We start from the raw sequence: 26,659 nt of genomic DNA on the forward strand, positions 1-26,659 counted from the left end.
GGCAATGAGACAAAAATAAGCACAAATAGCCAATACGTCCTCTATTCACTTTAAAGGGAATCACTGAAAAATACGCTCTGTTTAAGGGGATTCACCTTTCTCATAAAGCTATTCCGCCCTTTTCCTGCTGAGAAATCGCCACATTCGTCATGACAACATTGTGAAACCCGGCATTAGATGTTAGAAAAAACAATAAACAATGCGATATGCGCATTACTGTTTCGCTGTGAACAACAATCGGTCAAAGAAATGGATAAAATTCACGCAATGCAGTTGTTCATCAAAGTCGCGGAGCTGGAAAGTTTTTCCCGCGCGGCGGATTTCTTTGCTTTGCCAAAGGGAAGTGTTTCGCGCCAGATACAGGCACTGGAACATCAACTTGGCACCCAGCTTCTCCAGCGCACTACGCGACGGGTCAAACTCACGCCAGAAGGCATGACCTATTATCAACGGGCAAAAGATGTGTTGAGTAATCTCAGCGAACTGGACGGTCTGTTTCAACAGGATGCCACCAGTATCAGCGGTAAATTACGCATCGACATCCCGTCAGGAATCGCGAAAAACCTGTTACTGCCGCGTCTGTCGGAATTTCTCTATCAGCATCCGGGAATTGAGCTGGAACTGAGTAGCCATAACCGTCCGGTAGATATTCTTCATGATGGTTTTGATTGCGTGATACGCACTGGCGCGTTACCGGAAGATGGAGTTATCGCCCGTCCCCTCGGCAAACTAACCATGGTCAACTGTGCCAGTCCGCACTATCTGACGCGCTTTGGTTATCCGCAAAGCCCCGATGATCTGACTTCACACGCAATAGTGCGTTATACACCGCACCTGGGTGTACATCCGTTAGGTTTTGAGGTTGCCAGCGTTAATGGCGTCCAGTGGTTTAAGTCTGGCGGCATGTTGACGGTAAACAGTAGCGAAAACTATCTCGCCGCCGGTCTTGCCGGTCTGGGGATTATTCAGATCCCGCGCATTGCCGTGCGCGAAGCCCTGCGTGCCGGGCGGCTTATTGAAGTGTTGCCAGGCTACCGTGCCGAGCCGCTCTCCCTTTCGCTGGTTTACCCGCAGCGTCGGGAGCTTTCCCGGCGTGTAAACCTGTTTATGCAGTGGCTGGCTGGCGTAATGAAAGAGCACCTGGACTGACCGACTATACTTTTTAAGAATGACCACGACAGAAGGACAAAAGAGCGGATGACGCAGGAAAACGAGATCAAACGTCCCACCCAGGATCTGGAGCACGAGCCGATTAAGCAGTTGGATAATAGCGAGAAAGGCGGCAAAGTTAGCCAGGCGCTGGAAACCGTCACCACCACTGCCGAAAAAGTCCAACGTCAACCGGTTATTGCGCACCTTATTCGCGCGACAGAACGCTTTAACGATCGGCTGGGTAACCAGTTTGGTGCGGCTATCACCTATTTCTCATTTTTGTCGATGATCCCGATTTTGATGGTGTCGTTTGCCACAGGGGGCTTTGTGCTGGCCTCCCATCCGATGTTGCTACAGGATATCTTCGACAAAATTCTGCAAAACATCAGCGATCCGACACTAGCCGCCACGTTGAAAAACACCATCAACACCGCCGTTCAGCAGCGTACGACTGTAGGGCTTGTCGGCCTGGCGGTGGCACTTTATTCCGGCATCAACTGGATGGGTAACCTGCGTGAAGCGATTCGTGCCCAGTCGCGCGATGTCTGGGAACGCTCGCCGCAAGATCAGGAGAAGTTCTGGGTAAAATATCTGCGTGATTTTATTTCACTGATTGGTTTGTTGATTGCGCTGATTGTGACGCTTTCGATCACCTCGGTTGCCGGTTCGGCGCAGCAAATGATTATTAGCGCCCTGCACCTGAACAGCATTGAGTGGCTGAAACCGACGTGGCGATTGATTGGCCTGGCGATTTCCATCTTCGCCAACTATCTGCTTTTCTTCTGGATCTTCTGGCGGTTGCCGCGCCACCGTCCGCGCAAAAAAGCCCTGATTCGCGGAACATTTCTGGCTGCTATTGGTTTTGAAGTGATTAAAATCGTGATGACCTACACCCTGCCATCGCTGATGAAATCCCCCTCTGGCGCAGCATTTGGTTCCGTGCTGGGGCTGATGGCATTTTTCTACTTCTTCGCCCGTTTGACGCTGTTTTGCGCGGCGTGGATTGCCACCGCCGAATATAAAGACGACCCGCGAATGCCAGGGAAAACGCAGCCTTAAAATAGGCCGGATGCGGCGTAAACGCCTTATCCGGCATACGATTTTATTCGGCCTGGCTCCCCGTAGGCCGGATAAGATGCGCCAGCATCGCATCCGGCTATAATGCGCACATAACCTCTTGAAACTCTTCCCCAGAGCCTCTTCAGCCATCTATTTGGGAGCAAACAATTTCACTCCAACTCATAACCCCAGCATATAAATCCAGTTGGTAACTTTTATTTAACCTGAAACCAGTTTTATCCACTATTTATAAAATTATGTGAAGCATTTCATAGAAGAAAAATCACTGGCCTAAACATTATCCCCTTTTTGCCTGGTTTTTGACCATTTCCGCGATTTGTTACACATTGAAATATCACTTTTGCTGTGCGTAATATGGCTATTCGTTAGCCAAAAAATAAGAAAAGATTATGCAAGCAACAGCCACAACACTCGACCACGAACAAGAATACACGCCGATCAACTCGCGTAATAAAGTCCTTGTCGCCTCTCTCATTGGCACGGCCATTGAGTTCTTCGACTTTTACATTTACGCCACTGCGGCCGTTATTGTGTTTCCGCATATCTTCTTCCCGCAGGGCGATCCAACGGCAGCAACGCTACAGTCGCTCGCCACCTTCGCCATCGCCTTCGTCGCGCGCCCCATTGGCTCTGCCGTTTTTGGTCATTTTGGCGATCGCGTTGGGCGTAAAGCGACGCTGGTCGCCTCGTTGCTAACGATGGGGATTTCGACCGTGGTGATTGGTCTGCTGCCGGGCTATGCCACGATTGGTATTTTCGCCCCACTGCTGCTGGCGCTGGCTCGATTTGGTCAGGGTCTGGGCTTAGGCGGTGAATGGGGCGGCGCGGCGCTGCTGGCGACTGAAAACGCCCCACCGCGCAAACGTGCACTGTATGGCTCCTTCCCACAGCTAGGCGCACCGATTGGCTTCTTCTTTGCCAACGGCACTTTCTTGCTGCTTTCCTGGCTACTGACCGATGAGCAGTTTATGAGCTGGGGCTGGCGTGTGCCATTTATCTTCTCGGCGGTGCTGGTCATTATCGGCCTGTATGTTCGCGTGTCGCTGCATGAGTCGCCGGTGTTTGAGAAAGTCGCTAAAGCGAAAAAACAGGTGAAGATCCCGCTGGGTACGCTGCTGACCAAACATGTTCGCGTAACCGTACTGGGTACGTTCATTATGCTGGCAACCTATACGCTGTTTTACATCATGACGGTCTACTCTATGACCTTCAGTACCGCCGCCGCGCCAGTTGGGCTTGGCCTGCCGCGTAACGAAGTGTTGTGGATGCTGATGATGGCAGTTATTGGTTTTGGCGTGATGGTGCCAGTCGCCGGATTACTGGCTGATGCCTTTGGTCGCCGTAAAAGCATGGTGATCATCACCACGCTGATCATCCTGTTCGCGCTGTTCGCCTTTAACCCGCTGCTCGGTTCTGGCAACCCGATTCTGGTTTTTGCCTTCCTGCTGCTGGGGTTAAGTCTGATGGGGCTGACCTTCGGGCCGATGGGTGCGCTGTTACCAGAGCTGTTTCCGACAGAAGTGCGTTACACCGGAGCATCGTTCTCTTACAACGTATCGTCGATTCTCGGGGCTTCCGTTGCGCCGTATATCGCAGCCTGGTTGCAGGCTAACTACGGGTTAGGTGCGGTGGGGTTATATCTGGCGGCGATGGCTGGCTTGACGTTAATCGCCCTGCTGCTGACCCATGAGACGCGACATCAGTCGTTGTAATAAGTGTGAAAAGCCTGATGCGCTACGCTTATCAGGACTGAATTTCCATACAATATATTGAATTCACAAGGATTTGTAGGCCGGATAAGGCGTTCACGCCGCATCCGGCATGAACAAAGCACACTTTGCCAAAAATCTAAATCTGTTTAATTGCCGGATGTCAGACATCCGGCAATTATCATCACTTCTTCATCTGCGACAATATCGTCCGACACTGATTAGCCTCCCCTTCGGAAGGTGAGATCAGTGCCAGTAACGCCGCCGCCGGTGTTACCAGCGTTGCCAGTGCCGCAGCAACAGCACCACGGGCAATCAGCGGTCCGGCTTTCACCCCAGCCTGCGGATTTTTAAACGTCCCACGCACATACAGCGGCGAACGCAGTGTGATAATCCGAATCCCTTTACTCTCCGGATCAATAGTCAAATCCAGCTGTTCCGAAGCAAAACTTGCCGTGCCGGTAACATTAATCAACGCGTTCTCAGTATCGAAAGCAAAAATCTGCGGGCGCGCCACGCCGTTGGCAATATTCAGATTCGCCGCCGCGCAGTTCACCCGCACCTCATCGTCACCAAATATCGCACCGACAATGTAGTTGCCGACATTCAGCCCAACAATCTCCATCAGGTTGCGGCTCACCAGCCCGTCATTCATCAACAGTTTCAGGTTGCCGTTACTGTTGCCTAAAAGCGCCGCCACCGAGTTACCGCTACCGCGTAGTTCCGCGTCACCGTTCATTTCCCCCAGCGTCTTCTGCATCAGTTCCACATCGGGCATCAGTTCTTTCAGTTTCAGTCGACGAGCCTGAGTATCTGCCCGCCCCTGCATCGGCTTTTTATCGCCTTCCAGATGAATATTCGCCGCAATGCTGCCGCCCGCCATGCCAAATTTCAGCGGTTGCAGGCGCAGGTCAGCATTTTTGAGGATGATATGAGTAGAAAGATCGCTAATCGGCAGGCTACTGCCATGCTCAATGCGCCGCCCTTTGAAGCGAACATCGGCATCCATAACGTCCCATTTATCGGTTTCGAAGCGGTCATAAGGCAGCACTTTGCCCGCAGGCTGAACGCTTTTTTCGCCCTTCTTCTGTTCAGACCGTGTCGACTTTTCTGCCCCTTTCCCGGAATCAACGCCAATCAACGGTCCCAGGTCCGCCAGCCGCAATTGCCGCGACTCGACATCACCTTCCAGTTTTGGTCGTGGCTTTCCGGTGGTGTAGACCAGAGAACCGTGGATATCGCTATCGCCAATTCGCCCATTAAAACCGCGATAATCAAAGACCGACGATTTTTCAGTGTCGATTTTCGCTACCAGCCGACCATCCGTTTCAAACGGCGGGGTATCGGGCAGCAGAACGCCCGTCAGTTCATAGAGATCACCCAGTGAATCGCCAGAAAATTTAAGCCGTAAATCGACACCGCCCATCTTCATTGGGTCATTCACGACGCCATCAAAAGCAACACGGGTATTACCTGAACGGAAATCAGCCTGTACCGGAAACGGCGTCCCTTCGCCACGCAGCGCCAGCATACCGCCTATTTTTCCCGTACCCGTGAGCGGTTCACCGTTATAACGTCCCTGCGCCTTCAGGCCAAAAATGTAATCGCCCACCTTTTCTTTATCCGCTTTACCTTTCGATCCAGTAACTTCGCTGAATGGCAGCGGCTTGCCTAACGGATCAACAAAAATTTCCAGATCCGCTTTGCTTACTTTGTCATCAATGGCGATCCGCCCTGATCGAAAAGAATATTATCCAGCCGAAACGACCATGCCGACGGCTTTGCATTCGCGTCTTTGTTGTCATCGTTGGCAAGATTAAACGTCCAGTTATTGTTCTTTTCAGAGAGGCGAATCAGGCGCGCGTCGGGCTTTTCGAGCTTGATCCACGGCAGCCAGACCGTTTTGGTCAGCAGCGCCAGCGGTGCCAGCGTTGCCTCTACTCGCGGCAAATGCACCATCGTGACTTCGGGAATATCCGGTGGATTACCAAGAATGATGTCTTCTGCATGTACATGAGGCCACGGCACCCAGCTGCGCCAGCCAGTTTCTTGTTTTTGCCGCTCCCACACCACGCCCAGATCGCCACGGATAGCGAACGGACGATTCAACTCCGCAGAGACTTTCTGGTTGATGGTCGGTTTGAGTCGATTCCAGTCAAAAGTTGCAATCAAAATGATCGCCACGACAATCAACAACAAGAAAGCCCCTGAAATCGCAGCGGTTATTTTGCCTGCCTTGCTCATCGTTCGCTTCCTCATATTCTTCCTGTGCCAGTCCTAAAGATAGTCCAGCCCGGCGGAAAATGAGGCAGCTTATAGCGCCAGAACCGCCGTATTCAGCGTTTCCATCGGTGCCGGGCGTGAAAGAAACCAGCCTTGTGCGGCGAATGCGGGCGAGTTCTGAACATCACGCCACTCTTCCGGTGTTTCTACGCCCTCGACAATCACCCCGCGACAATAGCGATTCATTAGATGTAAAAGCTGAGAAAAGAGTGTGCGGCCTTCCGGCGACTGACGCAGCATCACAAACAGTTCTCGCGCGATTTTGATGTAGTCATAACGCACTTCACTTAGTGCAGAGAAATTTGCCATCCCGGTACCAAAATCATCCAGCCACAGCGGGCCAAATTCACACATCGAGGCAAAGGTTGAATCTTTCGGCAGACGGATATGCTCCACCAGTTCGAAACGCAGCCAGGGAAGACGCTCAATCTGGCGCAGGATTTTTGGTTGCTGACGCAGGGCGATGAGCATAGGGCCATCAATATTGACCGATGCCAGCAGGCCGTGCTCTACAAAGAAGTCGGCTTTTTGCGCCAGCAAATCAATCTGCTCTTTCACAACCTCCATCCGATGGCTGACGGTGATTTCAGTAAAATAGCGATCCGGCGGCAGGCGTTGCGAAGGGTTCAAGGGATGCGTGACCACCGTTAATAGCTCCACGGCCATTAACCGCCCGCATGTTTGATAGATCGGCTGCCAGGTGTAAGCACGCTCACACTGCAACCAAAAACGCCGTTCCTGCAAGCTCTCGATGCTTGCTTCAGGGTTGCTTATTCGCTGGATAACCTGCCTTATCATCAAAGATGTCCTGTGTTTAAAAGTGATGCTGCCCAGACTCGACAAAGATTATCGGCGCGTAAGGGCAGAACTTTACCGCCTGGCCGGGGTAAATTTCCTCACTCCACAACGGAATCTTTCAGGAATACGTTCTGGCTCAAAAAAATAATGGAACACTGTTTTAATATGGTTGACCAGCAAACCACCACAGCGCAAACTAACGCTAATTTTTTACAGATCAGGTTCACGACTATGTCCAAAAAGATTGCCGTGATTGGCGAATGCATGATTGAGCTTTCCGAGAAAGGCGCGGACGTTAAGCGCGGTTTCGGCGGCGATACCCTGAACACTTCCGTCTATATCGCCCGTCAGGTCGATCCTGCGGCATTAACCGTTCATTACGTAACGGCGCTGGGAACGGACAGTTTTAGCCAGCAGATGCTGGACGCCTGGCACGGCGAGAACGTTGATACTTCCCTGACCCAACGGATGGAAAACCGTCTTCCGGGCCTTTACTACATTGAAACCGACAGCACCGGCGAACGTACGTTCTACTACTGGCGTAACGAAGCCGCCGCCAAATTCTGGCTGGCGAGCGAGCAGTCTGCGGCGATTTGCGAAGAGCTGGCGAATTTCGATTATCTCTACCTGAGCGGGATTAGCCTGGCGATCTTAAGCCCGACCAGCCGCGAAAAGCTGCTTTCCCTGCTGCGCGAATGCCGCGCCAAAGGCGGAAAAGTGATTTTCGACAATAACTATCGTCCGCGCCTGTGGGCCAGCAAAGAAGAGACACAGCAGGTGTACCAGCAAATGCTGGAATGCACGGATATCGCTTTCCTGACGCTGGACGACGAAGATGCGCTGTGGGGTCAACAGCCGGTGGAAGACGTCATTGCGCGCACCCATAACGCAGGCGTGAAAGAAGTGGTGGTGAAACGCGGGGCGGATTCTTGCCTGGTGTCCATTGCTGGTGAAGCGTTAGTTGATGTTCCGGCGGTGAAACTGCCGAAAGAAAAAGTGATCGATACCACCGCAGCTGGCGACTCTTTCAGCGCCGGTTATCTGGCGGTACGTTTGACGGGCGGCAGTGCGGAAAACGCGGCGAAACGCGGGCACCTGACCGCAAGTACCGTTATTCAGTATCGCGGCGCGATTATCCCGCGTGAGGTGATGCCAGCGTAAACGCAGCATATGCAAAAGGCTGGATAAAGTGTTACCCCTCTATCCAGCTCATCCATAAATACCTGATGGTTGTGCTAACTCATCACCATCAGGCATTACTGTGCAGATGGAATATCCGTCACTTCAGGATGTACGTCATCCGTGGCGACAGAGGTGGTCGCAGCGGCGGTAGATGGGGCCATGATTTGATCCCAGGCCGCCTGCAACGCTTTCATGTTAAATTCCGGCTCGCCTTTCGGCTGCAGCAGTATTAACGCCATATCATTCGACAACTGCTGACGCAGATCCTGATTTAACATCTCCACAGTCAGGCTGTTAAGGAAATCCTGCCGCAGTTTCTGATACTGCTCCGGCGCGATATCGACGACCTGATTTTGCAACGAACGCATCCGCTGGCCCATCAGAATATCGGTATCAGCCCGTGCATAGGCGGCAAACAGTTTCTGCAGCTCCAGTTTCTTTTGCGCCACTAACGCATTGAACTCTTCTTCCGGCAGACCTTTATCGCGAACCTTCGCCAGTTCACGCGCCACCAGATTAAGGTTGCTGTTCAGCTTGTCGTTTGGTGATTCGATGTTGATGGCACACTGCGCACGCAGATACAGCACACGGCAGTCAAATCCAAGACCGATGTCTTTGCTGTCACTGGCGCTTAACGCTTGCTGAACATGCCAGAACAGCGCCTCGCGGGCCAGGTCCGCACGCCAGTAGCGCAGCAGTGCGGCTGATTCACGAATCGGCTGCCACGGCGTATCCCACATGATAGATAACCGGTCCTGACGCACCGCGTCAGTCATAATACTCACCGCTTCCGCACGCAGCGGAGAAAGCGTCGGCACCGGAGCTGGCGTTTCACGTTTGCCTTTCAGTTCGCCAAACGTTTTGTTGATTTGGTCGACAACCGAGCGCGCATCCACGTTTCCCACCACCAGTAGCGTCATTGCATCCGGGGTGTACCATTTCTGATAGAAATCTTTAATTTTTTCCGCTTCAACGGGTTGTTTCAGCGGATCGGCAGGATCGTGACCTAACAAGGTTGACCCTTTCAGACGATAGCGCCACCAGCCCTCTTTAGTATCGGCAGGCCAGGTTGCCACCATGTCCTGACTTTGCAGCGCGTGGTTGATGGTTTCTGGTGTGATGGTCAATTTGCCAGTGGCATTTGCCAGATAAGAGAGCGCTTCTTTCAGCAAATCGTTACGGTTATTGGGCAAACTCAGATTAAACAGCGTGGTGTCATAAGAGACAATTACCGGCGGCATCGGGCGTTTAGGGTCGATCCCCTGCTGCCACAATGAACGCGCCTGTGCTGCGTCAAGGCCACCGCTTTGCGTTAGCGCAATACGAGGGATGGCGTGACTGTAACCGCTCTGTTGTGTACTTTCGGCGAGCGAACCGGTATTAACCAGCAGGCGAATTTCAACACGATCGCTGGGACGCTGGGGGGTGGTCAGCACTTGCCACTGTAAACCGTTGGAAAGCGTCCCCTGTTGCCATGCTGGATCAGGCTGGAGCGCATCTGCCTGCACATAGCCAGCAGTGGCCATCATCAGCAAACCGCCCGCTAAAAGTCGAATTTTTATGCCCTGCATGTGAACCCCTGATCAACTATCCTGGTAATAAAAAAACTGCCCGTTGTCGGTCAGTCTAAATGACGTTAAAAACACTTCGTGTTAGACCGCAAGAACATGAAAATGTCACGGAAGAAGTGAAATAAACCTGAACTCACCCAGGTGGTAAGTTCAGGCACAGGGGTCAATTATGCGCAAACACCCGCACTCGGGGAAGGGAGTGCGGGCATAAGTGGTGAGATTAAGAGGATAATTCGTGCGTTTTGCCATCCGGCGCACGATTATTCAGCACATCGTCCAGTTTTTTGTGGTCCAGTTCTTTCACCCACTTAGCAACGACAATGGTCGCTACGCCGTTACCGACCAGGTTAGTTAGCGCACGAGCTTCTGACATAAAGCGGTCGATACCGAGGATCAGCGCCAGACCTGCTACCGGCAAATGGCCCACCGCAGAGAGCGTCGCCGCCAGCACGATAAAGCCACTACCCGTTACCCCTGCCGCCCCTTTAGAAGAAAGCAGCAACACGATTAACAGCGTGATTTGGTGGACGATATCCATCTGACTGTTAGTGGCCTGGGCGATAAACACCGCCGCCATTGTCAGGTATATCGATGTGCCATCAAGGTTAAACGAGTAGCCTGTCGGGATGACCAGCCCCACCACCGATTTACGGCAGCCGAGTTTCTCCATCTTGTCGAGCATACGCGGCAGCGCCGACTCGGAAGATGAAGTCCCCAGTACAATCAGCAGTTCTTCACGGATGTAGCGGATAAATTTGAAGATACTGAAACCAGTCGCTTTAGCGATTGAACCCAATACCAGCACCACAAACAGGATACAGGTAATGTAGAAACAGATAATCAGCTGCCCCAGTTGCACCAGTGTGCCGACGCCGTATTTACCGATGGTAAACGCCATTGCCCCGAACGCACCAATAGGTGCCAGACGCATGATCATATTGATGATGCCGAAGATGACCTGCGAGAAACTTTCGATCACGTTAAAAATCAGTTGGCCTTTGCTGCCCAGACGGTGGAGCGCAAAACCAAACAGTACGGCAAACAGCAGCACCTGCAGAATGTTACCGCTGGCAAATGCGCCAATGACGCTCGCCGGGATGACATCCATAATGAAGGCGACAATGCCCTGGTCTTTCGCCTGATCGGCGTAAACCGCTACCGCTTTCGCATCAAGCGTTGCCGGATCGACGTTCATTCCGGCACCAGGCTGCACGACGTTAACGATGATAAGACCAATAATCAGCGCGATGGTACTGACAATTTCAAAGTAAAGCAGTGCGACTGCGCCGGTACGACCGACCGCCTTCATGCTTTCCATGCCCGCAATGCCCGTTACGACGGTACAAAAGATGACAGGAGCGATGATCATCTTAATGAGCTTAACGAAGCCGTCGCCAAGCGGTTTCATTTGCTCGCCTATTTCAGGATAGAAATGGCCAAGGAGAATACCAATGGCTATCGCTGTCAGGACCTGAAAGTAAAGGCTTTTAAACAGAGAGGTTTTCATAGGGTGTCCTTTAGTAAAACCACAGGTCTTGTAAGGTTATGGGGGTACCTGCGGCCTTAAAATAACACCCAGACAACATCACAGAAATGTACCTGGATCATAATTGAAACAAAAAGGTTAAAAAGTTTGAGCTGGCTCGCACAAACCAGCACTTTTTAAAGTTTTGTAATCAGTTTGGGGGAGCTACTTTTCTTCCAGGTAACTCTCTTCGAAGATTTCAATAGGGAGTGGGCGAGCAAAAAGGAAGCCCTGGGCAATACCAACGCCCGCTTTTGCCAGCCAGTCTCGTTGTGCTTCAGTCTCCACGCCTTCGGCAATCATTTGTAAGTTCAGGCTCTGCGCCAGCATGATAATTGCAGCAATCATGCTGCTATCTTCCGGCAAGCCTTCAACAAACATTTTGTCGATTTTCAGTACGTCGATTGGCAACGATTTCATATGCTGCAGCTGACGCAGCCCTGCGTAGCCCATGCCGAAATCATCCAGCGCCACCCGAACTCCGGCATTGCGCAGCGGACGGAGGATTGCCACCGCAGCATGAGGGTCGTCAATACGTCGGCTTTCTGTCACTTCCAGAATCAGTGTTCCCGGCTGAATGCGATAGCGGGTTAACAGTTCCAGCATATCCGCCACCATATTCGGGTGCATCAGTTGCAGCGCAGAGAGGTTTACCGACAAGGGCAGCATAATGCCGCGCTCTTGCCAGGCTGCAAGCAATCGACAGGACTCTTCCAGCACCCAGTGACCGACGGTAACCATCAGCCCACAGCACTCAATGCGATCGATTAAGCTATCCGGCAGGTCCCAACTGCCATCCGGTTGCTGGATACGCAGTAACACTTCCGCACTGACCAGTTTACCGCTGGTCATCTCGACCTGTGGCTGTAACCAAATTGCAAACTGATGATTTTCCAGTGCATTAAGGATATCGCTCTCTTCCGTCAACCGCTTCTGGGCTGCTTCCATCTGCTGCGGATCAAAGAACTGAATCTGATTCTTGCCTTTATGGCGAGCGGTAAATGCCGCAGAAATAGCGCGACTGTAAAGCTGTTCGGCGGTGAGATCGCCGTAGAACATCGCCACGCCAATGCTACAGTGCGGACGGAGTTGAATACGTTCAATCGGCAGGCGCTCGCTCATGATAGTGAGTACTTGCTGACCCAAAGTGATTGCGTGCCACGGTTCCTGTACACCGTTGGCAATGACAGCAAAGTCATAACCGCTAATCTGCGCGAGGATCATACGTGGCGACAGTACCGATTTGAGTTTTTCCACCAGCGTCAGCAGCAGAATTTCTCGTTGCGTCTCTTTCAGCACGCCCGCAGTATCACGCAGGGTTTCACAGGTGATGATCATCAGCGCGGTGGTTTGTTTACGCGCGACAACCTGCTCCAGCATCTCCATCAGCAAGGCTTTGTTCGGCAAATCCGACACCGGGAAGCGCATCGCATTTTCGTTCTGTTCTTCATAATGGCGCTGGAGCAATTGCTGGTTGAGGTTGTAACTGCGCACCAACATACCGATTTCATCGTCCTGATGCAGACGCGGTAATGCCAGTTGGTGACCAACAAGCTCCTGGGCTGGGATGGCGTTAAGTTCGCGAGCAATATTGCGTAACGGATGCAAAATCAGGCGGTTAATGCACCAGCTGATGGCGACGGTCAGGATAAGCGACAAAAGTAAGTAAATGGTCACTAACGTTGAGAGAGTGCTCATCACGAACTTATACATACGGAAGGAATCCGCCTGTAGCACCAGATAGGCTATTGGCTGCGGATTTGCCGGACGTTCGAGCGAGTAGACGCCCAGCGAGATTTGAACCGGTAGCTCAAACAGGCGAGTAACCATTACCGGCACCGGACGCTCTGGAATAAAACTTTTACGCAGCGCCTGGAACTGGTTAGGCAGCACTACATCGGCACGGCTGACCACGCCTGCCGGTTTAATGCTGGCAAGAATAGCTTCCGCTTCGGGAATATCGCCTTTCAAAATAGCTGAAGATAAGGGTTCGCGGACAGAGCGAGCAATGCTTTCCAGTTGCGTAGCCGTGTTATAGCGATTCTGCTGGACCAGATGGAACAGCAAAACGGTGCAAAAAATAAAAACGAACACCAGGACAACGGCTGCCACCATTGCCATCTGCTTGATTGTTAACGAGCGACTTACGCGCAAATTGTCTCCCCCCGGAAATCCCAGATTGCCGCCCGAGTATACCCGATCGCAGCGGCATTAAGAGAGGCGCTATCTGAAAACTTACCAGTCGGCGTAAGGTATCAGCGGCTGCGGCGGTAAATCCATGTCACCCTGCCATCCGGCGGCGGAATAACGTACGTAGAGCAGGAAATGGCTGGGTGCGTAATCTTTCGCCTGCTGGATATCAATTGCCGTGCCAACAAACCAGTTGGAAGTAACACGTCGTTCAAGTAATGCCCGCGCCGTGTAGCCGAAGCCCTGACTGCTGCCGCCATCGTTGGATTGCCGCGCAGCTTCTTCCTGCCAGTCGGTCGGGATCAGATTCATCAGCGGATAACGCGGCATGGTTTTGGTGCGTGAATGCGACCACGAGCCAGACGCCCCCAGCTCCCACGACCAGTTTTCCGTGCGCTCCCGCCACATCACCGGTATGGCAAACGACAGGTATTCCTGCGGACTGTAGTAACCGCCCTGACCGAGTGAGTAGCCACTCAGATCTTTGTCGTAATGCCAGATCATGTTGTTCAGGCCGATTGTGACGCGGCGATTGTTCTGGTTAATGACCTTATAGTAATAGCCCGTCATCCAGCGCACGCGCCAGTGATCTTCGACATTTTTACCGGTTAACTGGTTGCCACTAAGCGATGCCCAGACGCCGTTTGCTTCACCTTTATCGTAGCTCAGACTTAGCCCCACACCGTCGGCACGTACGCCACCCCATTTTTTCCCGGTATTGCTCGGGGAGTCTTTTTGCCCACCAAAGGCCAGCAAAGAACTGGAGATGGGCCGACGGTGGGCGTTAACGGTGTAACCCAGCGGCCCGATATCATCGCTGTAACTGATGCCGCCGACCACATCCACCACGTTGAAGCCCATCGGCGTGGTACCGATATCCCAGCTCCAGACGTCATTTCGCCAGCCGACCGCCACGCTGGCACCGGAATCCGACTGGCTGCGGTTGCCGCTACAGTCCTGTAATGTACAGGTGCCCCAGTTGTCATCCCATTTGCCATCGGCATTAGTGGAGAAACTGCCGACGTTCATATTGACGAAATCACTGCGAAAGAACATCCGCCCGTCAGAATACGGCGCATCCACCTGCAACATGGTAGTGTGCGCTTTCAGATCGGAGTAACCACCGGTGCCGCTCGAACCCCAGTAATCGTGCTCAAGGGTGACGTTAAGATCCTGCTGGCGATAGAGGTCTGCCGCATCGCTGCGCACGCCGCGTTTCAGCCAGTCATCTTTCTCGTCGTTACGGGTCAGTCGGGTAAAGGTGTCGTTATCCTGCGGACGCGTCGTAGTCACACCGGATGCGACCATGGCGTCTTTGTAGGTTTCCAGCGCCTGCTTTGGATCGCCCGCCTGCGCTTCAAACTTCGCACCGTCGCGCAGCACCATTGCGCTTTCCATCGACGGTGGCTGAGATTTTGCCTGCGGGATCAACTTATTAAACGTCTGCTGCGCCGCTGCGGTATCTCCAAGCTGCGCCTGTGCCAGCGCCACGCGCCGCTGAGTGTTCAGCGAGGTGTTATCGGTGGCAGGCAGTTTCGCTAGCTGGCTACGTGCCGCCGCTTTGTCACCGGCAGCAATATCCACTTCCGTCAGACCAAGAATGGCATCGGCGTTAGTTGGCTCCCGCGTCAGGACATTCTGATATGCAGTGCGGGCGGCGGTGTAATCACGTCGTTGTTACGCCCAGTCAGCCAGCGTGAGGTCAATACGCGTGGAAGGTGGTTGCTGATGCAGCATCGCTTCCGCTTCAGCCTCTTTGCCGCTTTCTCGCAGGCGATTAGCGGTTTCCAGCACCTGATCGCTTTGCAGTCGATTAACCAGCTCCTGAATATTGCTGTTCCACTGCGCGCGCGGCAGGCTGTTGATATGCGCCAGCGCCGCTCTGTCCTGGTTGTGACCTGAGAGGTACAGCCCGTAAGCGTAAACCTGCTCCGGGTTGTTCGGCTTCTGCTGCGCCAGATTGCGCATTAACGTATCGGCCTGGCTGCGTTGTCCGGCCTGCCAGAGATCCTGCGAAAGTCGGTAAGTAATCCATACGCTGCCGGGGTCCAGCGCCAGTCGTTGCCGCTGAAGTGCTGCCGCCTGCGCCCATTTGCCCTGGTTTTCCAGTACCTCTGCCTGCTGTGCCAGACGGTCGTTTTGCAGGCTGCGTTCGATATCATCAATGCTGCGCCGCTGGCTGGCAGAGAGCGAGGCGATAAACGCTTCAGCTTTTTCTGGCGACTGCTGGCGGTAAATATTCGCCAGCCCGCGCACGGCATTAGTGTTGCCGCTGTCCATCCGCAGGGTCTGCTGATGGTTGGTGCTGCCTCGACCATCGGCATGACGGCCAGACCGAGGGAAAGCGTGAATATGTTTAGTGTGAATTTGCGCATTCCTGGCCCCAGTCAGGTAATAACTCACCTTTTGTCGAGAAGCGGAAACGGTGTTGATCCCAGCCTTGTCCAAACAGGGTCAGCACATAGTTGTAATAGGTATCGCTGCCGGGAAAGTTATCGGCCACGCGCTGGCGCTGAACTGCCTGCGCATCGCGGTTTTGTAAAAAAGGCAGCATGGCGGCAGAAAAACCGACCGGTCCTTTACCCTGCGCTTTCCCCGTAGCCACATCCACTTTTTCCGGCGGATAACCGTTTTTCTCAGTGAATGTCGCCATCGGTTTAAACCGGTTGAGCATCCGCGCTTTTTGCGGATCGCTGTCAGGCATCATGCCTACCCACATGTAAACGCGGATAGCGTCGTAGCTGCTGATCAATGTTTTTTCGGCTTTTAGCTGCCAGCCTTTGTCTTTCTCATAGCGCACCCAGTCTGGCGAAAAGCCTTTCGGGGCGGTTTCCAGCAATAAACGTTGATTGGTTTCGCGCAGCGTGGTCCACGGCGCGCCAAAGCGGGTGAAATACTGCGCCAGCGTCGGCGGCATGTAGCTGGGGTTAAAACGCCAGCTGTTATCCTCAGCAAAACCCACTTTGCCCGGTAACAGCATGGAACCCAGCCCAGGCACCGTCACCACTTCCTCCCGCGCGATACGTTTTAGCAACGCGCTGCCGATGTCGGTATAACGCTGCTCTTTCCACAAACGCCCCGCCTCCAGCAACGACCAGACCATCCAGACATCACCATCGGAGGCCGAATTGCTGTCCAGCACTTCCCACTTACTGTTCTCTTTCTTGCCCCACAGCCAGGCGGGTAAACGTTCTTTTAAAGAACCCTGAGCGAGATTGTTCTGCGTCCAGTCGAGAATATTATCGAAAGCTGCACGGTCGTTAGCCGCCAGGGCAAAGAACATACCGTAACTTTGCCCTTCGGAGGTGGTGATTTTGCGCGCGTCGCTGGGGTCGATGACGCGCCCTTCCTGACTGATGTAATCCTTTTTAAACTGCTCCCAGGCAGGCCAGGTACAGGCTGCCTGAACACTAAAGGCAGCCAACAACAGCATCGTCACGATTCCACTACGCAACACATTCATCTTCAATTACTCGTTATCCGGGTTAAGACGACGACTAATAATAATTCGCAGCAGACGCCACAGTACCCATGCCAGCAATATCACACTGATAGCCGCCAGCACCGCCAGCAGAATCGGATGGTTTGCCAGCGCATACCACAAGCGCTCGAACCACGGCAGATGACCTACGTAATAAACGTCGCCAACACGTAGGCTGTTGATACCGGACTCGCGGATCACCGCGACCGAACCGAACATGGTGGCGCGTTTGCCGCTATCGTTCACCGCATCGTTAAGCATTTCATAACCGCGTGGGCTATCTGCCAACAGCGCAATCACGCTGCGCTGGTCGTTATACGGCGACTGGAAGCCAATCACCGCCGCCATCGCACCGGAAGAGGTCAGCGTTGACTGGGTTTCTGCCGCGCGATCGCTCTCGTCCGGCACAATGCCGGGGAACGGGGTCTGGCGCATCGGTGTTTTCACCCAGCTTTCGGTCGCCTGCACCAATAGGTCGATCTGCTTATCGTCTTTCAGTTTGTCCGGGATACCACCGATGATCATGATGTCGGCATCTTTGCCCTGAATGGTGCTGCCATCATCGGTCACCGTCAGATTAATCGCCGGGAAGCCCGTCTGTGCGCCGATAAAACCAACAGTATTCAGCAACGTTTCCATCTGTGCTTCGTTAGGCGCTTTCGGCATCACGGTGATGGTTTGCGACAGATCCGCCATCCGGCTGAATGGGAAGCCCGCGTTAGCAAAGGCGCGTAGATCCGGCATCGGGATGAAGTGGTAATACTTCGAGAAGTCGATGGTGGAATCGTCACCAATCACCACATGATTCTGCACCGGCTGGAAGGTAATACAGTTATCTACCGAACCGCTTGGCATCGGGTTCATATACTCAAAGTCGAAGCGCAGCTGGTTGGTCGCGCCCAGTTTCAGCGCCGGAATAGAGACATCTGTTTTGCCATCCAGCAAACCTTGTAATACCGGAATACGCAGCAGCAGACGGTTCGCCTCCTGTTTGCTGCTCAGGTTGAAGGATTGCAGGAACTGGTTATTCAGGCTGATATCCATCCGCGAACTGTCTTTCACCGGCGGCATGGTGTAGCGGTAATTAATATCCATATCAATGCCGGTACTGCGCATCAGGTAGAGATCCGGCGGCAGGTTTAGCGAAACGTTAATCGCTGCTGGCTCAAGGCCGCTGGATTGTAACTGTTCTTCATAGGTTTTCAGTTCGCCAAATGTGACCGGACGATCGGTACGTACCCAGTTCGGCGCATCGTACGGCTTACGCGGTAGCAGCGGTTTCACTTCATTCACTACCACGCTTTCACCACGGAACAGAATGTTACCCTGAGCGATACCTTTCGCTGCCTGCAACAGGTCTTTGTCGTCACGACCAAACACCACCAGCAGTTTGACGTAAGGATTCTACGGATGGTTAATCATCTCAATCACCGGGGCTTTTACCGCCGGATGATCGCGCAGGAAGTCCGGCCGTTTGTCGTTGGTTGCAAAGACAATGGCATTGCGATCCGGCAATTGGTTATAGAGCACCGGGAAGTTCTGCCCACGCCAGCCAGAACGCGAACCAAACCACGAGGCGACAATGGCAGATGCTTGTTGCAGCCCAACATCCGGCGCACCCGCAAAGACCATCGGCAAGGTGTTAGTACGGTTATCGCGCGGGTCAAAGAATGGCACCGGGAAGTGTGACAGGTCATTCTTCACATTCAGGGTCTGATAGGTCAGATCCAGTCTACTGCTCCGCCCAACATCCAGCCAAAGCGTGGTGCTGGCCGGGTTTTCGCACACGTCCTGATAATGGCCGACAGACTCCAGCCGCACACGGTTGAAGTCGGTAATAAACAGTGGATTAATGGGCATTTGCGCCAGCGTTTTTTTACCCAACTGTTCTTTGGTCACTGGCAGCACGCCCATCAGCTCATCATTGAGATAAACCTTTAACTGCGACTGGACAGGCAGTAACGATGGCGATGGCGTGTATTCGAGGTTGAGCATCGCCTTCGTCACCACTTCATCGCTGCGCATACCAAACTCAATGCTGCCGTTCGGGTTAATACCACGTAGCACCATGCTGCCCGGCGGCGGCGCGATTTGCGCAAAGGTCAGCTTCACATCACGCGAAGGACCGTTCTGCGCCACGATGGGGGCATCAGCTCCCTGCTCGCCTGACATCACTTGCCCCACCTGCGGATTTTGTTCCGTCTGGGCGACTACAGCTGGCTCAGCATTGATCAGTGGTTGCGTTGCTGGCGTCGCCTGCGTCATGAAAGAGGGGAACGCACTCATCCCCATAGCCACTGCACAAATCCAGAATAGTTTTCTTTTCATCGCGTTATCATCATTGTTGAGCCAAAGCCTGATCCGATGGTTGTGCCGTTTCGCTCCGCTCCGGGCGGCGCGGAATAAACGATACAACCCAGGAAACCAGAGAAGTCAGCACACGGAATATGCCCTTCACCGAAGAAGGCGCAAACTCCGCCAGATGGCGGTAGCCACGGAAGCCGAGCTTCAGAATATCCAGCAGACTTTCCAGCGGCTTATCTTCCGGGTAGCTGTCCTGCCAGAGCGCCCATGTATCCGCACGGGCAAACGTACACTGCACAAAATCGATATGTTGCTGGGTGGTGAGCGGCATTAATTTCAGCCCAACTTCATTACCCATCACGCGCGCCACCTGGGTCGGGAAGACGTATTCCTGCTGACCGCGTTTAAGCAACAGATTCACTTTCTGCCCTTCCAGAATCTGCGCCTGACCGTTGATCTTGATCCCCAAACCACCGTCGGAGAAATCCTGAACGGTACACGAGAAGAGGTGACCATCTTCGCGGGCAATTGCCGCGGGCATCGTCATCTCCACGCGGTGCGATCGGCGTACCTGTTTGCTTTCTACCGATACCGCAACTGCGCCGCCAAGAACAATCAGGTTGTAGAACACCCACACCATACTGACGACCACGGTGAGCATCTCGGTTGGCGGGCCATAGAAGTAGCGCCAGATGCCTACCGCAACGCCCACCAGGTTGAGTAGAACAAGGAAGATGTAGGGCCGCGAGATCACCCAGTCGACGTACTCTTCTTCCACCAGTCCACCTTTGGCGGTGACGTTAAATTTGCCTTTGTGCGGGTTAATCAGCGCCACCAGCGTCGGTGGTGCGATATACCACGCCAGCACCGTTTCGTAGATTTCACTCCAGAAAGAGTGGCGATATTTGCCCTGGATCTTCGAGTTGGTCAGGCTGGCATGGATCATATGCGGCAGCACGAATAGGGCGATCATCAACGCTGGCGCATAGATGATGTAGGCATGAAGCAGCAGGAACGCCAGCGGCGCAGTCAGGAAGATCAGCCGTGGAATGCCCGACAAGAAGTGGAACATGGCGTTGACGTAGCACAGCCGCTGAGCAAACTTCAGTCCTTTACCGGTGAGCGGGTTATCGAGACGGAAGATTTGTACCATCCCGCGCGCCCAGCGAATACGCTGACCGATATGCGCCGACAGACTTTCGGTCGCCAGCCCCGCCGCCTGCGGAATACGCATATACGCGGAGGTATAGCCACGACGGTGCAAACGCAGAGAAGTATGCGCATCTTCAGTCACGGTTTCGACAGCAATGCCGCCAATTTCATCCAGCGGCTTACGACGAATCACCGCACAGGAACCGCAGAAGAAAGTGGCGTCCCACATATCGTTGCCATCCTGCACCAGACCATAGAACAGCGTGCCTTCGTTCGGCGTTTTACGAAAACGTCCCAGGTTGCGTTCAAACGGGTCCGGCGAGAAGAAGTGGTGTGGAGTCTGCATCATCGCCAGCTGTTTCTCTTTCAGGAACCAGCCCATGGTCATTTGCAGGAACGATCGCGTTGGTACGTGGTCGCAGTCGAAAATCGACACGAACTCGCCTTTGGCATATTTCAGCGCATTGTTGATGTTGCCCGCTTTCGCATGTTCATGAGTGGTGCGGGCGATATATTTCACCCCCACGTTTTGCGCAAACTGGCGAAACTCTTCCCTGCCGCCGTCATCGAGGATCCAGATGTTCAGTTTGTCTTTCGGCCAGTCGATACCCAGCGAGGCGTAAATGGTATTTTTCACCACATTGAGATCTTCGTTGTAAGTCGGGACAAAGATATCCACTGACGGCCACAGCGACATATCCTTCGGCAATGGCACCGGCTGACGATTCAGCGGCCATACTACCTGGAAGTAGCCGAGCACCAGCACAATCCACGCGTACGTTTCAGCGAAGAGCAGAATAAGCCCGCACACCAGGCTGACCGGATCGTCCCAGTTCAGCGTAGAGGTGTAACGCCACCAGATATAACGGCAAGAAACGGTCAGCGACAGCACAATCAACATTAGCGCCGAGAAGCGCCCCGGCATCCGCCGTACGATCAGCGCTATCCCCCACAGCAGCATCAGGAAGATAAACTGCGCCAGCGGGTTAAACGGCTGAGTAACGCAGATTAACGCCAGAATCAGCGAGAAGGTGACGATGATACCGAGGATCAACCGCCGCGCCCCGGCACTCAAATGACCGAGCTCTTTTTTTTCATCCAGATGCTGTGTTTTATGGCTAACGCGCTCAGGCAGTTCGTTCATCCATTGATGGTAACGTCCACGAATATTTTGCAGACCTGAAAATGCCCGCTGCGCGGTTTCGGCGTTTCTTTGCGCGATGCACCGATCAATAACCAGCATGTTTGAATGAGATAACGGACCGGGTCCAGCGGATGCGGACGCGAGGCGTTGATATGCGTATACAGGTTCTTATGTTCTGCGCGAATACGCTGCCAGCGCGGGTGCTCCAGCGGAATAAAAATCCAGGCCAGGATCATCCAGAAACAGCCGAGCGTCGCGCTGAAAGCCGACGCACCGTGACGACGATAATCGCGATAACGCCCGATAAGCCGCGCGTTGACCGGCGGGATAAGCAACCACCGGGTCAGGATACTCATGATGCACTCCCGACTGGCGTTTTCAGCCCGGAGTAGTTCAACAGGCACCAGTTCGCCAGCGTCAGTATCTCTTCAGCCGCCAGCGCATCACTGCGATATTCACCTACTGGTTGCTTAGCCGCCAGGCATTCAGCCATCGCTTCATCACGATGAATGAGCATCGGCAGTAATCGGCGCTGGCTTTGCAACCAAAGCTGGTAAATATCGTCCTGAACCTGACTGCCAATACGGAAGTCATTAATCAAAATATGTGCGCCATCCGGCAGCGCTTGCTGATGCAGTCGGATATGGCAGTTGGCATCCACATTGACGATTGCCAGCGAGTGCTCGCACAAACTCAGCAGCTGGTGGGTTATCTGCGAGGCATCACGCGGTAAGTCGATTAAAATCCACTGGTAACGCCCGCTGGCTTTTAGTTGCTGTAAGCCGGAGCAAATATCGCTCAGCCGGGTTTGCCAGTGCTGTGGATTTTCTTGTTCTTCAATGGATAACTGACCAAAAGGCAGCAAATCGAGCTGCGAGGTGTAGCGCAACCCAGCGTCACGCCAGTCCTGGCCATCCAGCATCGCTCTGGCCCAGCCCTGACGGTGGGTAAAATCAACATTAAATGACAGGCGCAACAAGTTGTCCGGGCAGGCATCGACCACCAGGACATTTTCTCCCAACATTTGTAATGACCAGGCTAATGCGGCGGTGATGGTTGTTGTCCCCACGCCTCCCCGCACCCCCTGCAATCCCAGTACGGCCATTCACCAATCCCCTACTTTTGTTGCGCAAACTCTGCCAGCAACGGCCAGCGTTTTAATGCCGCGGCCAACTGTTCGCGTTGGGAAATATCGGCATAATCAATATCAGGCAGTGAAAATGCCTGCTTTAACGCCACAATATCATTCTGGAAGATATAGCCTATCGCGGGATCAGGCAGAGTATCTGGTTCATTGTTATTCATTTTGCTTGATCCCTATGAAATAACCGTACCGTTCATGAGACAATTCTAACCGTGAGCATTTCGCCGGTTTATTGTTTACGGCGAGACGGGAATTTGCTCACTTTTTGACTTTCCGTTACGCAACAGAAAAAGTTAAAAACGAAAAGACTAAAATCACACGTCTTGTGACCTTCTAAATTGATTCACATGCTAAATCTGATAAGTTTTAATTTCAATGGTAGGTTTATTTCTTAGCTTTCGCTAGTAAACTGATAATCAGACAAAATGGTGACATGAGGGACATTGTGGACCCTGTATTCTCTATCGGTATCTCATCATTATGGGATGAGCTGCGACATATGCCAGCAGGCGGCGTCTGGTGGTTTAACGTCGATCGCCATGAAGATGCTATCAGTCTGGCGAATCAAACAATTGCATCCCAGGCTGAAACCGCACACGTCGCGGTCATTAGCATGGACAGCGATCCGGCGAAAATCTTTCAATTAGATGATTCTCAAGGGCCGGAAAAAATAAAATTATTTTCAATGCTAAATCATGAAAAAGGTCTATACTATTTGGCCCGTGATTTGCAGTGTTCTATTGATCCCCATAATTACCTTTTTATTCTTGTTTGCGCAAATAACGCATGGCAAAACATTCCTGCCGAGCGGCTTCGCTCATGGTTGGATAAAATGAATAAATGGAGCAGGTTAAACCATTGTTCGCTTTTGGTAATTAATCCCGGAAATAATAACGATAAACAATTTTCATTGTTGCTTGAGGAATACCGTTCACTTTTTGGTCTTGCCAGTTTGCGTTTTCAGGGTGACCAACATTTGCTGGATATTGCCTTCTGGTGCAACGAAAAAGGGGTCAGCGCCCGTCAGCAGCTTAGCGTTCAGCAACAAAATGGTATCTGGACATTAGTTCAAAGCGAAGAGGCGGAGATCCAACCACGCAGCGACGAAAAACGCATTCTGAGTAATGTTGCTGTACTGGAAGGTGCGCCGCCGCTATCGGAACACTGGCAACTGTTCAACAATAACGAAGTCCTGTTCAATGAAGCCCGTACCGCTCAGGCGGCGACGGTGGTCTTTTCTTTACAGCAAAATGCGCAAATCGAGCCACTGGCCCGCAGCATTCATACCCTGCGTCGCCAGCGCGGTAGTGCGATGAAAATCCTCGTGCGGGAAAATACCGCTAGCCTGCGCGCCACCGATGAACGTTTGTTATTGGCCTGCGGTGCAAATATGGTTATTCCGTGGAATGCGCCACTCTCCCGTTGTCTGACGATGATCGAAAGCGTGCAAGGGCAGAAGTTTAGTCGCTATGTACCGGAAGATATCACTACCTTGCTGTCAATGACCCAGCCGCTCAAACTGCGTGGTTTCCAGAAGTGGGATGTGTTCTGTAATGCCGTCAACAACATGATGAATAACCCTCTCTTGCCTGCCCACGGTAAAGGCGTTCTGGTTGCCCTACGTCCGGTACCGGGTATCCGCGTTGAGCAAGCCCTGACGCTATGTCGGCCTAACCGTACCGGCGATATCATGACCATTGGCGGTAATCGGCTGGTGCTGTTTCTCTCATTCTGTCGGATTAACGATCTGGATACCGCGTTGAATCATATTTTCCCATTGCCTACTGGCGACATTTTCTCAAACCGTATGGTCTGGTTTGAAGATGATCAAATCAGTGCCGAGCTGGTGCAGATGCGCCTGCTTGCCCCAGAACAATGGGGAATGCCGCTGCCTTTAACGCAAAGTTCTAAACCGGTCATCAATGCCGAGCACGATGGTCGCCACTGGCGACGAATACCAGAACCCATGCGACTGTTAGATGATGCTGTGGAGCGCTCATCATGATGACCATCAGCGATATCATTGAAATTATTGTCGTTTGCGCACTGATATTTTTCCCGCTGGGCTATCTGGCGCGGCACTCTTTGCGACGCATTCGCGACACCTTACGTTTGTTCTTTGCTAAACCTCGTTATGTTAAACCGGCCGGGACGTTACGCCGCACGGAAAAAGCCAGGGCAACCAAAAAATGACTCAATTTACGCAAAATACCGCCATGCCTTCTTCCCTCTGGCAATACTGGCGCGGCCTTTCCGGCTGGAACTTCTATTTTCTGGTTAAGTTTGGCCTGTTGTGGGCGGGATATCTTAACTTCCACCCGCTCCTCAATTTGGTGTTTGCCGCGTTTCTGCTGATGCCCATTCCGCGTTACAGCCTGCATCGCTTGCGCCACTGGATTGCCCTGCCGATCGGCTTTGCTTTGTTCTGGCATGACACCTGGTTGCCTGGCCCGGAAAGCATAATGAGCCAGGGTTCGCAGGTGGCGGGGTTCAGTACCGATTATTTAATCGACCTTGTCACACGCTTTATTAACTGGCAGATGATTGGGGCCATTTTTGTTTTATTAGTGGCCTGGTTATTCCTGTCACAATGGATTCGCATTACCGTTTTTGTGGTTGCCATACTGCTATGGCTGAACGTACTTACCCTGGCGGGACCAAGTTTCTCCTTGTGGCCAGCCGGACAACCGACGACCACTGTAACAACGACGGGTGGTAACGCAGCGGCAACCGTTGCGGCGACGGGTGGCGCACCGGTAGTGGGTGATATGCCCGCACAAACTGCACCGCCAACAACGGCGAACCTTAACGCCTGGCTGAATAATTTCTATAACGCGGAGGCGAAACGTAAATCGACCTCCCCGTCTTCGCTGCCCGCTGATGCTCAGCCATTTGAACTACTGGTGATTAACATCTGTTCGCTTTCCTGGTCGGATATAGAAGCCGCCGGGTTGATGTCGCATCCACTGTGGTCGCATTTCGATATTGAGTTCAAGAACTTTAACTCCGCCACCTCCTACAGTGGCCCGGCGGTGCGCGCCAGCTGCGGGCAGACTTCGCACACTAATCTGTATCAACCGGCAAATAACGACTGCTATCTGTTTGATAACCTTTCGAAACTGGGCTTTACCCAGCACCTGATGATGGGACATAATGGCCAGTTCGGCGGTTTTTTGAAAGAAGTTCGCGAAAATGGCGGCATGCAGACTGAATTGATGGATCAAACAAATCTGCCGGTTATTTTGCTGGGCTTTGATGGTTCGCCGGTTTATGACGATACCGCCGTGCTTAACCGCTGGCTGGACGTTACCGAAAAAGATAAAAACAGCCGTAGTGCCACGTTCTACAACACGCTTCCACTGCATGACGGCAACCATTATCCGGGGGTCAGCAAAACAGCGGATTACAAAGCGCGGGCGCAGAAATTCTTTGATGAACTGGACGCCTTCTTTACTGAACTGGAGAAATCGGGTCGTAAAGTGATGGTGGTCGTGGTGCCGGAACACGGCGGCGCGCTGAAGGGCGACAGAATGCAGGTATCTGGCCTACGTGATATCCCTAGCCCGTCTATCACAGACGTCCCCGTTGGGGTGAAATTCTTCGGCATGAAGGCACCACATCAGGGGGCACCGATTGTCATTGACCAACCGAGCAGCTTCCTGGCTATCTCCGATCTGGTGGTTCGCGTTCTTGATGGCAAGATTTTCACCGAAGACAATGTTGACTGGAAAAAACTCACCAGTGGGTTGCCACAAACAGCACCGGTCTCCGAGAACTCAAATGCAGTAGTTATTCAATACCAAGATAAACCGTACGTTCGCCTGAACGGCGGCGACTGGGTGCCTTACCCGCAGTAAGCACGAAAAAGGCCGCAGAGTTTCACCCCTGCGGCCTGGTCCGGGCGCAAATTGCCATTACGGCAGCCTGACGCCCGCATGACACGT

The 26,659-nt window shown here is 52.9% G+C and carries 14 protein-coding genes and 4 pseudogenes; 7 read left to right on the forward strand and 11 right to left on the reverse strand.

Going from position 1 to position 26,659, the window contains the following annotated elements:
- Nucleotides 1–249 precede the first annotated feature (249 nt).
- From ACUU1M_RS10265 to ACUU1M_RS10275, 3 genes are all read left to right on the forward strand, one after another.
- A complete protein-coding gene (locus ACUU1M_RS10265; RefSeq protein ID WP_000357791.1) occupies nt 250–1,149 on the forward strand; it encodes a LysR family transcriptional regulator in 900 nt (299 codons plus the stop codon).
- 48 nt (nt 1,150–1,197) lie between these two features.
- Nucleotides 1,198–2,211 carry an inner membrane protein YhjD gene (yhjD, locus tag ACUU1M_RS10270; protein WP_000191267.1) on the forward strand — a complete coding sequence of 338 codons (1,014 nt, stop codon included), beginning with the start codon at nt 1,198–1,200 and terminating at the stop codon, nt 2,209–2,211.
- 410 nt (nt 2,212–2,621) lie between these two features.
- Nucleotides 2,622–3,944, forward strand: coding sequence for an MFS transporter (locus ACUU1M_RS10275; protein ID WP_001149006.1), 1,323 nt, complete (start codon nt 2,622–2,624; stop codon nt 3,942–3,944).
- Nucleotides 3,945–4,125: 181 nt separating this feature from the next.
- Here ACUU1M_RS10275 and ACUU1M_RS10280 read toward each other — a convergent pair.
- Nucleotides 4,126–6,185: pseudogene (locus tag ACUU1M_RS10280) on the reverse strand (AsmA family protein).
- A 69-nt stretch (nt 6,186–6,254) separates the two neighbouring features.
- A complete protein-coding gene (gene pdeH, locus ACUU1M_RS10285) occupies nt 6,255–7,022 on the reverse strand; it encodes a cyclic-guanylate-specific phosphodiesterase (RefSeq protein WP_024260822.1) in 768 nt (255 codons plus the stop codon).
- A gap of 231 nt (nt 7,023–7,253) precedes the next feature.
- On the opposite strand from pdeH, the gene kdgK reads away from it, so the two are divergent.
- A complete protein-coding gene (kdgK, locus tag ACUU1M_RS10290) occupies nt 7,254–8,183 on the forward strand; it encodes a 2-dehydro-3-deoxygluconokinase (protein WP_152028881.1) in 930 nt (309 codons plus the stop codon).
- Nucleotides 8,184–8,278: 95 nt separating this feature from the next.
- On the opposite strand, the gene ACUU1M_RS10295 is transcribed toward kdgK, so the two are convergent.
- The 9 genes and pseudogenes from ACUU1M_RS10295 to bcsR form a co-directional block, all read right to left on the reverse strand.
- Nucleotides 8,279–9,775 carry a M16 family metallopeptidase gene (locus ACUU1M_RS10295; RefSeq protein ID WP_134799731.1) on the reverse strand — a complete coding sequence of 499 codons (1,497 nt, stop codon included), beginning with the start codon at nt 9,773–9,775 and terminating at the stop codon, nt 8,279–8,281.
- Nucleotides 9,776–9,995: 220 nt separating this feature from the next.
- Complete coding sequence (gene dctA / locus ACUU1M_RS10300) at nt 9,996–11,282, reverse strand: C4-dicarboxylate transporter DctC (RefSeq protein ID WP_000858214.1); 1,287 nt, start codon at nt 11,280–11,282, stop codon at nt 9,996–9,998.
- A 183-nt stretch (nt 11,283–11,465) separates the two neighbouring features.
- On the reverse strand, nt 11,466–13,454 hold the full coding sequence (hmsP, locus tag ACUU1M_RS10305; RefSeq protein ID WP_134799732.1) for a biofilm formation regulator HmsP: 1,989 nt from the start codon (nt 13,452–13,454) through the stop codon (nt 11,466–11,468).
- 81 nt (nt 13,455–13,535) lie between these two features.
- Nucleotides 13,536–15,227: pseudogene (gene bcsC, locus ACUU1M_RS10310) on the reverse strand (cellulose synthase complex outer membrane protein BcsC).
- 619 nt (nt 15,228–15,846) lie between these two features.
- A complete protein-coding gene (gene bcsZ / locus ACUU1M_RS10315) occupies nt 15,847–16,953 on the reverse strand; it encodes a cellulose synthase complex periplasmic endoglucanase BcsZ (protein ID WP_024260823.1) in 1,107 nt (368 codons plus the stop codon).
- 6 nt (nt 16,954–16,959) lie between these two features.
- Nucleotides 16,960–19,299, reverse strand: a pseudogene (bcsB, locus tag ACUU1M_RS10320) (cellulose biosynthesis cyclic di-GMP-binding regulatory protein BcsB).
- A 10-nt stretch (nt 19,300–19,309) separates the two neighbouring features.
- Nucleotides 19,310–21,927, reverse strand: a pseudogene (gene bcsA, locus ACUU1M_RS10325) (UDP-forming cellulose synthase catalytic subunit).
- Complete coding sequence (gene bcsQ, locus ACUU1M_RS10330; RefSeq protein ID WP_000279535.1) at nt 21,924–22,676, reverse strand: cellulose biosynthesis protein BcsQ; 753 nt, start codon at nt 22,674–22,676, stop codon at nt 21,924–21,926. The pseudogene bcsA and the gene bcsQ overlap by 4 nt, the downstream one beginning before the upstream one ends.
- An 11-nt stretch (nt 22,677–22,687) precedes the next feature.
- Complete coding sequence (gene bcsR, locus ACUU1M_RS10335; RefSeq protein WP_001063318.1) at nt 22,688–22,876, reverse strand: cellulose biosynthesis protein BcsR; 189 nt, start codon at nt 22,874–22,876, stop codon at nt 22,688–22,690.
- A gap of 272 nt (nt 22,877–23,148) precedes the next feature.
- Between bcsR and bcsE the strand changes: the two genes are divergently transcribed.
- The 3 genes from bcsE to bcsG are packed head-to-tail and all read left to right on the forward strand — an operon-like array spanning nt 23,149 to nt 26,572.
- Complete coding sequence (gene bcsE / locus ACUU1M_RS10340) at nt 23,149–24,720, forward strand: cellulose biosynthesis c-di-GMP-binding protein BcsE (protein WP_001204920.1); 1,572 nt, start codon at nt 23,149–23,151, stop codon at nt 24,718–24,720.
- Entirely contained in the window at nt 24,717–24,908 is a 192-nt protein-coding gene (gene bcsF / locus ACUU1M_RS10345) for a cellulose biosynthesis protein BcsF (protein ID WP_000988308.1), read from the forward strand. Before bcsE ends, bcsF begins: the two co-directional genes overlap by 4 nt.
- A complete protein-coding gene (gene bcsG, locus ACUU1M_RS10350; RefSeq protein WP_000191604.1) occupies nt 24,905–26,572 on the forward strand; it encodes a cellulose biosynthesis protein BcsG in 1,668 nt (555 codons plus the stop codon). The genes bcsF and bcsG overlap by 4 nt, the downstream gene beginning before the upstream one ends.
- The last annotated feature ends 87 nt before the right edge of the window (nt 26,573–26,659 follow it).

Source organism: Shigella sp. SIG6, assembly GCF_053555815.1.

Excerpts from the sequence above, each read along its gene's own strand:
- ACUU1M_RS10265 (WP_000357791.1), top strand. The coding sequence starts at position 250 with ATGGATAAAATTCACGCAATGCAGTTGTTCATCAAAGTCGCGGAGCTG.
- yhjD (WP_000191267.1), top strand. The coding sequence starts at position 1,198 with ATGACGCAGGAAAACGAGATCAAACGTCCCACCCAGGATCTGGAGCAC.
- ACUU1M_RS10275 (WP_001149006.1), top strand. The coding sequence starts at position 2,622 with ATGCAAGCAACAGCCACAACACTCGACCACGAACAAGAATACACGCCG.
- pdeH (WP_024260822.1), bottom strand. The coding sequence starts at position 7,022 with ATGATAAGGCAGGTTATCCAGCGAATAAGCAACCCTGAAGCAAGCATC.
- kdgK (WP_152028881.1), top strand. The coding sequence starts at position 7,254 with ATGTCCAAAAAGATTGCCGTGATTGGCGAATGCATGATTGAGCTTTCC.
- ACUU1M_RS10295 (WP_134799731.1), bottom strand. The coding sequence starts at position 9,775 with ATGCAGGGCATAAAAATTCGACTTTTAGCGGGCGGTTTGCTGATGATG.
- dctA (WP_000858214.1), bottom strand. The coding sequence starts at position 11,282 with ATGAAAACCTCTCTGTTTAAAAGCCTTTACTTTCAGGTCCTGACAGCG.
- bcsZ (WP_024260823.1), bottom strand. The coding sequence starts at position 16,953 with ATGAATGTGTTGCGTAGTGGAATCGTGACGATGCTGTTGTTGGCTGCC.
- bcsQ (WP_000279535.1), bottom strand. The coding sequence starts at position 22,676 with ATGGCCGTACTGGGATTGCAGGGGGTGCGGGGAGGCGTGGGGACAACA.
- bcsR (WP_001063318.1), bottom strand. The coding sequence starts at position 22,876 with ATGAATAACAATGAACCAGATACTCTGCCTGATCCCGCGATAGGCTAT.
- bcsE (WP_001204920.1), top strand. The coding sequence starts at position 23,149 with ATGAGGGACATTGTGGACCCTGTATTCTCTATCGGTATCTCATCATTA.
- bcsF (WP_000988308.1), top strand. The coding sequence starts at position 24,717 with ATGATGACCATCAGCGATATCATTGAAATTATTGTCGTTTGCGCACTG.
- bcsG (WP_000191604.1), top strand. The coding sequence starts at position 24,905 with ATGACTCAATTTACGCAAAATACCGCCATGCCTTCTTCCCTCTGGCAA.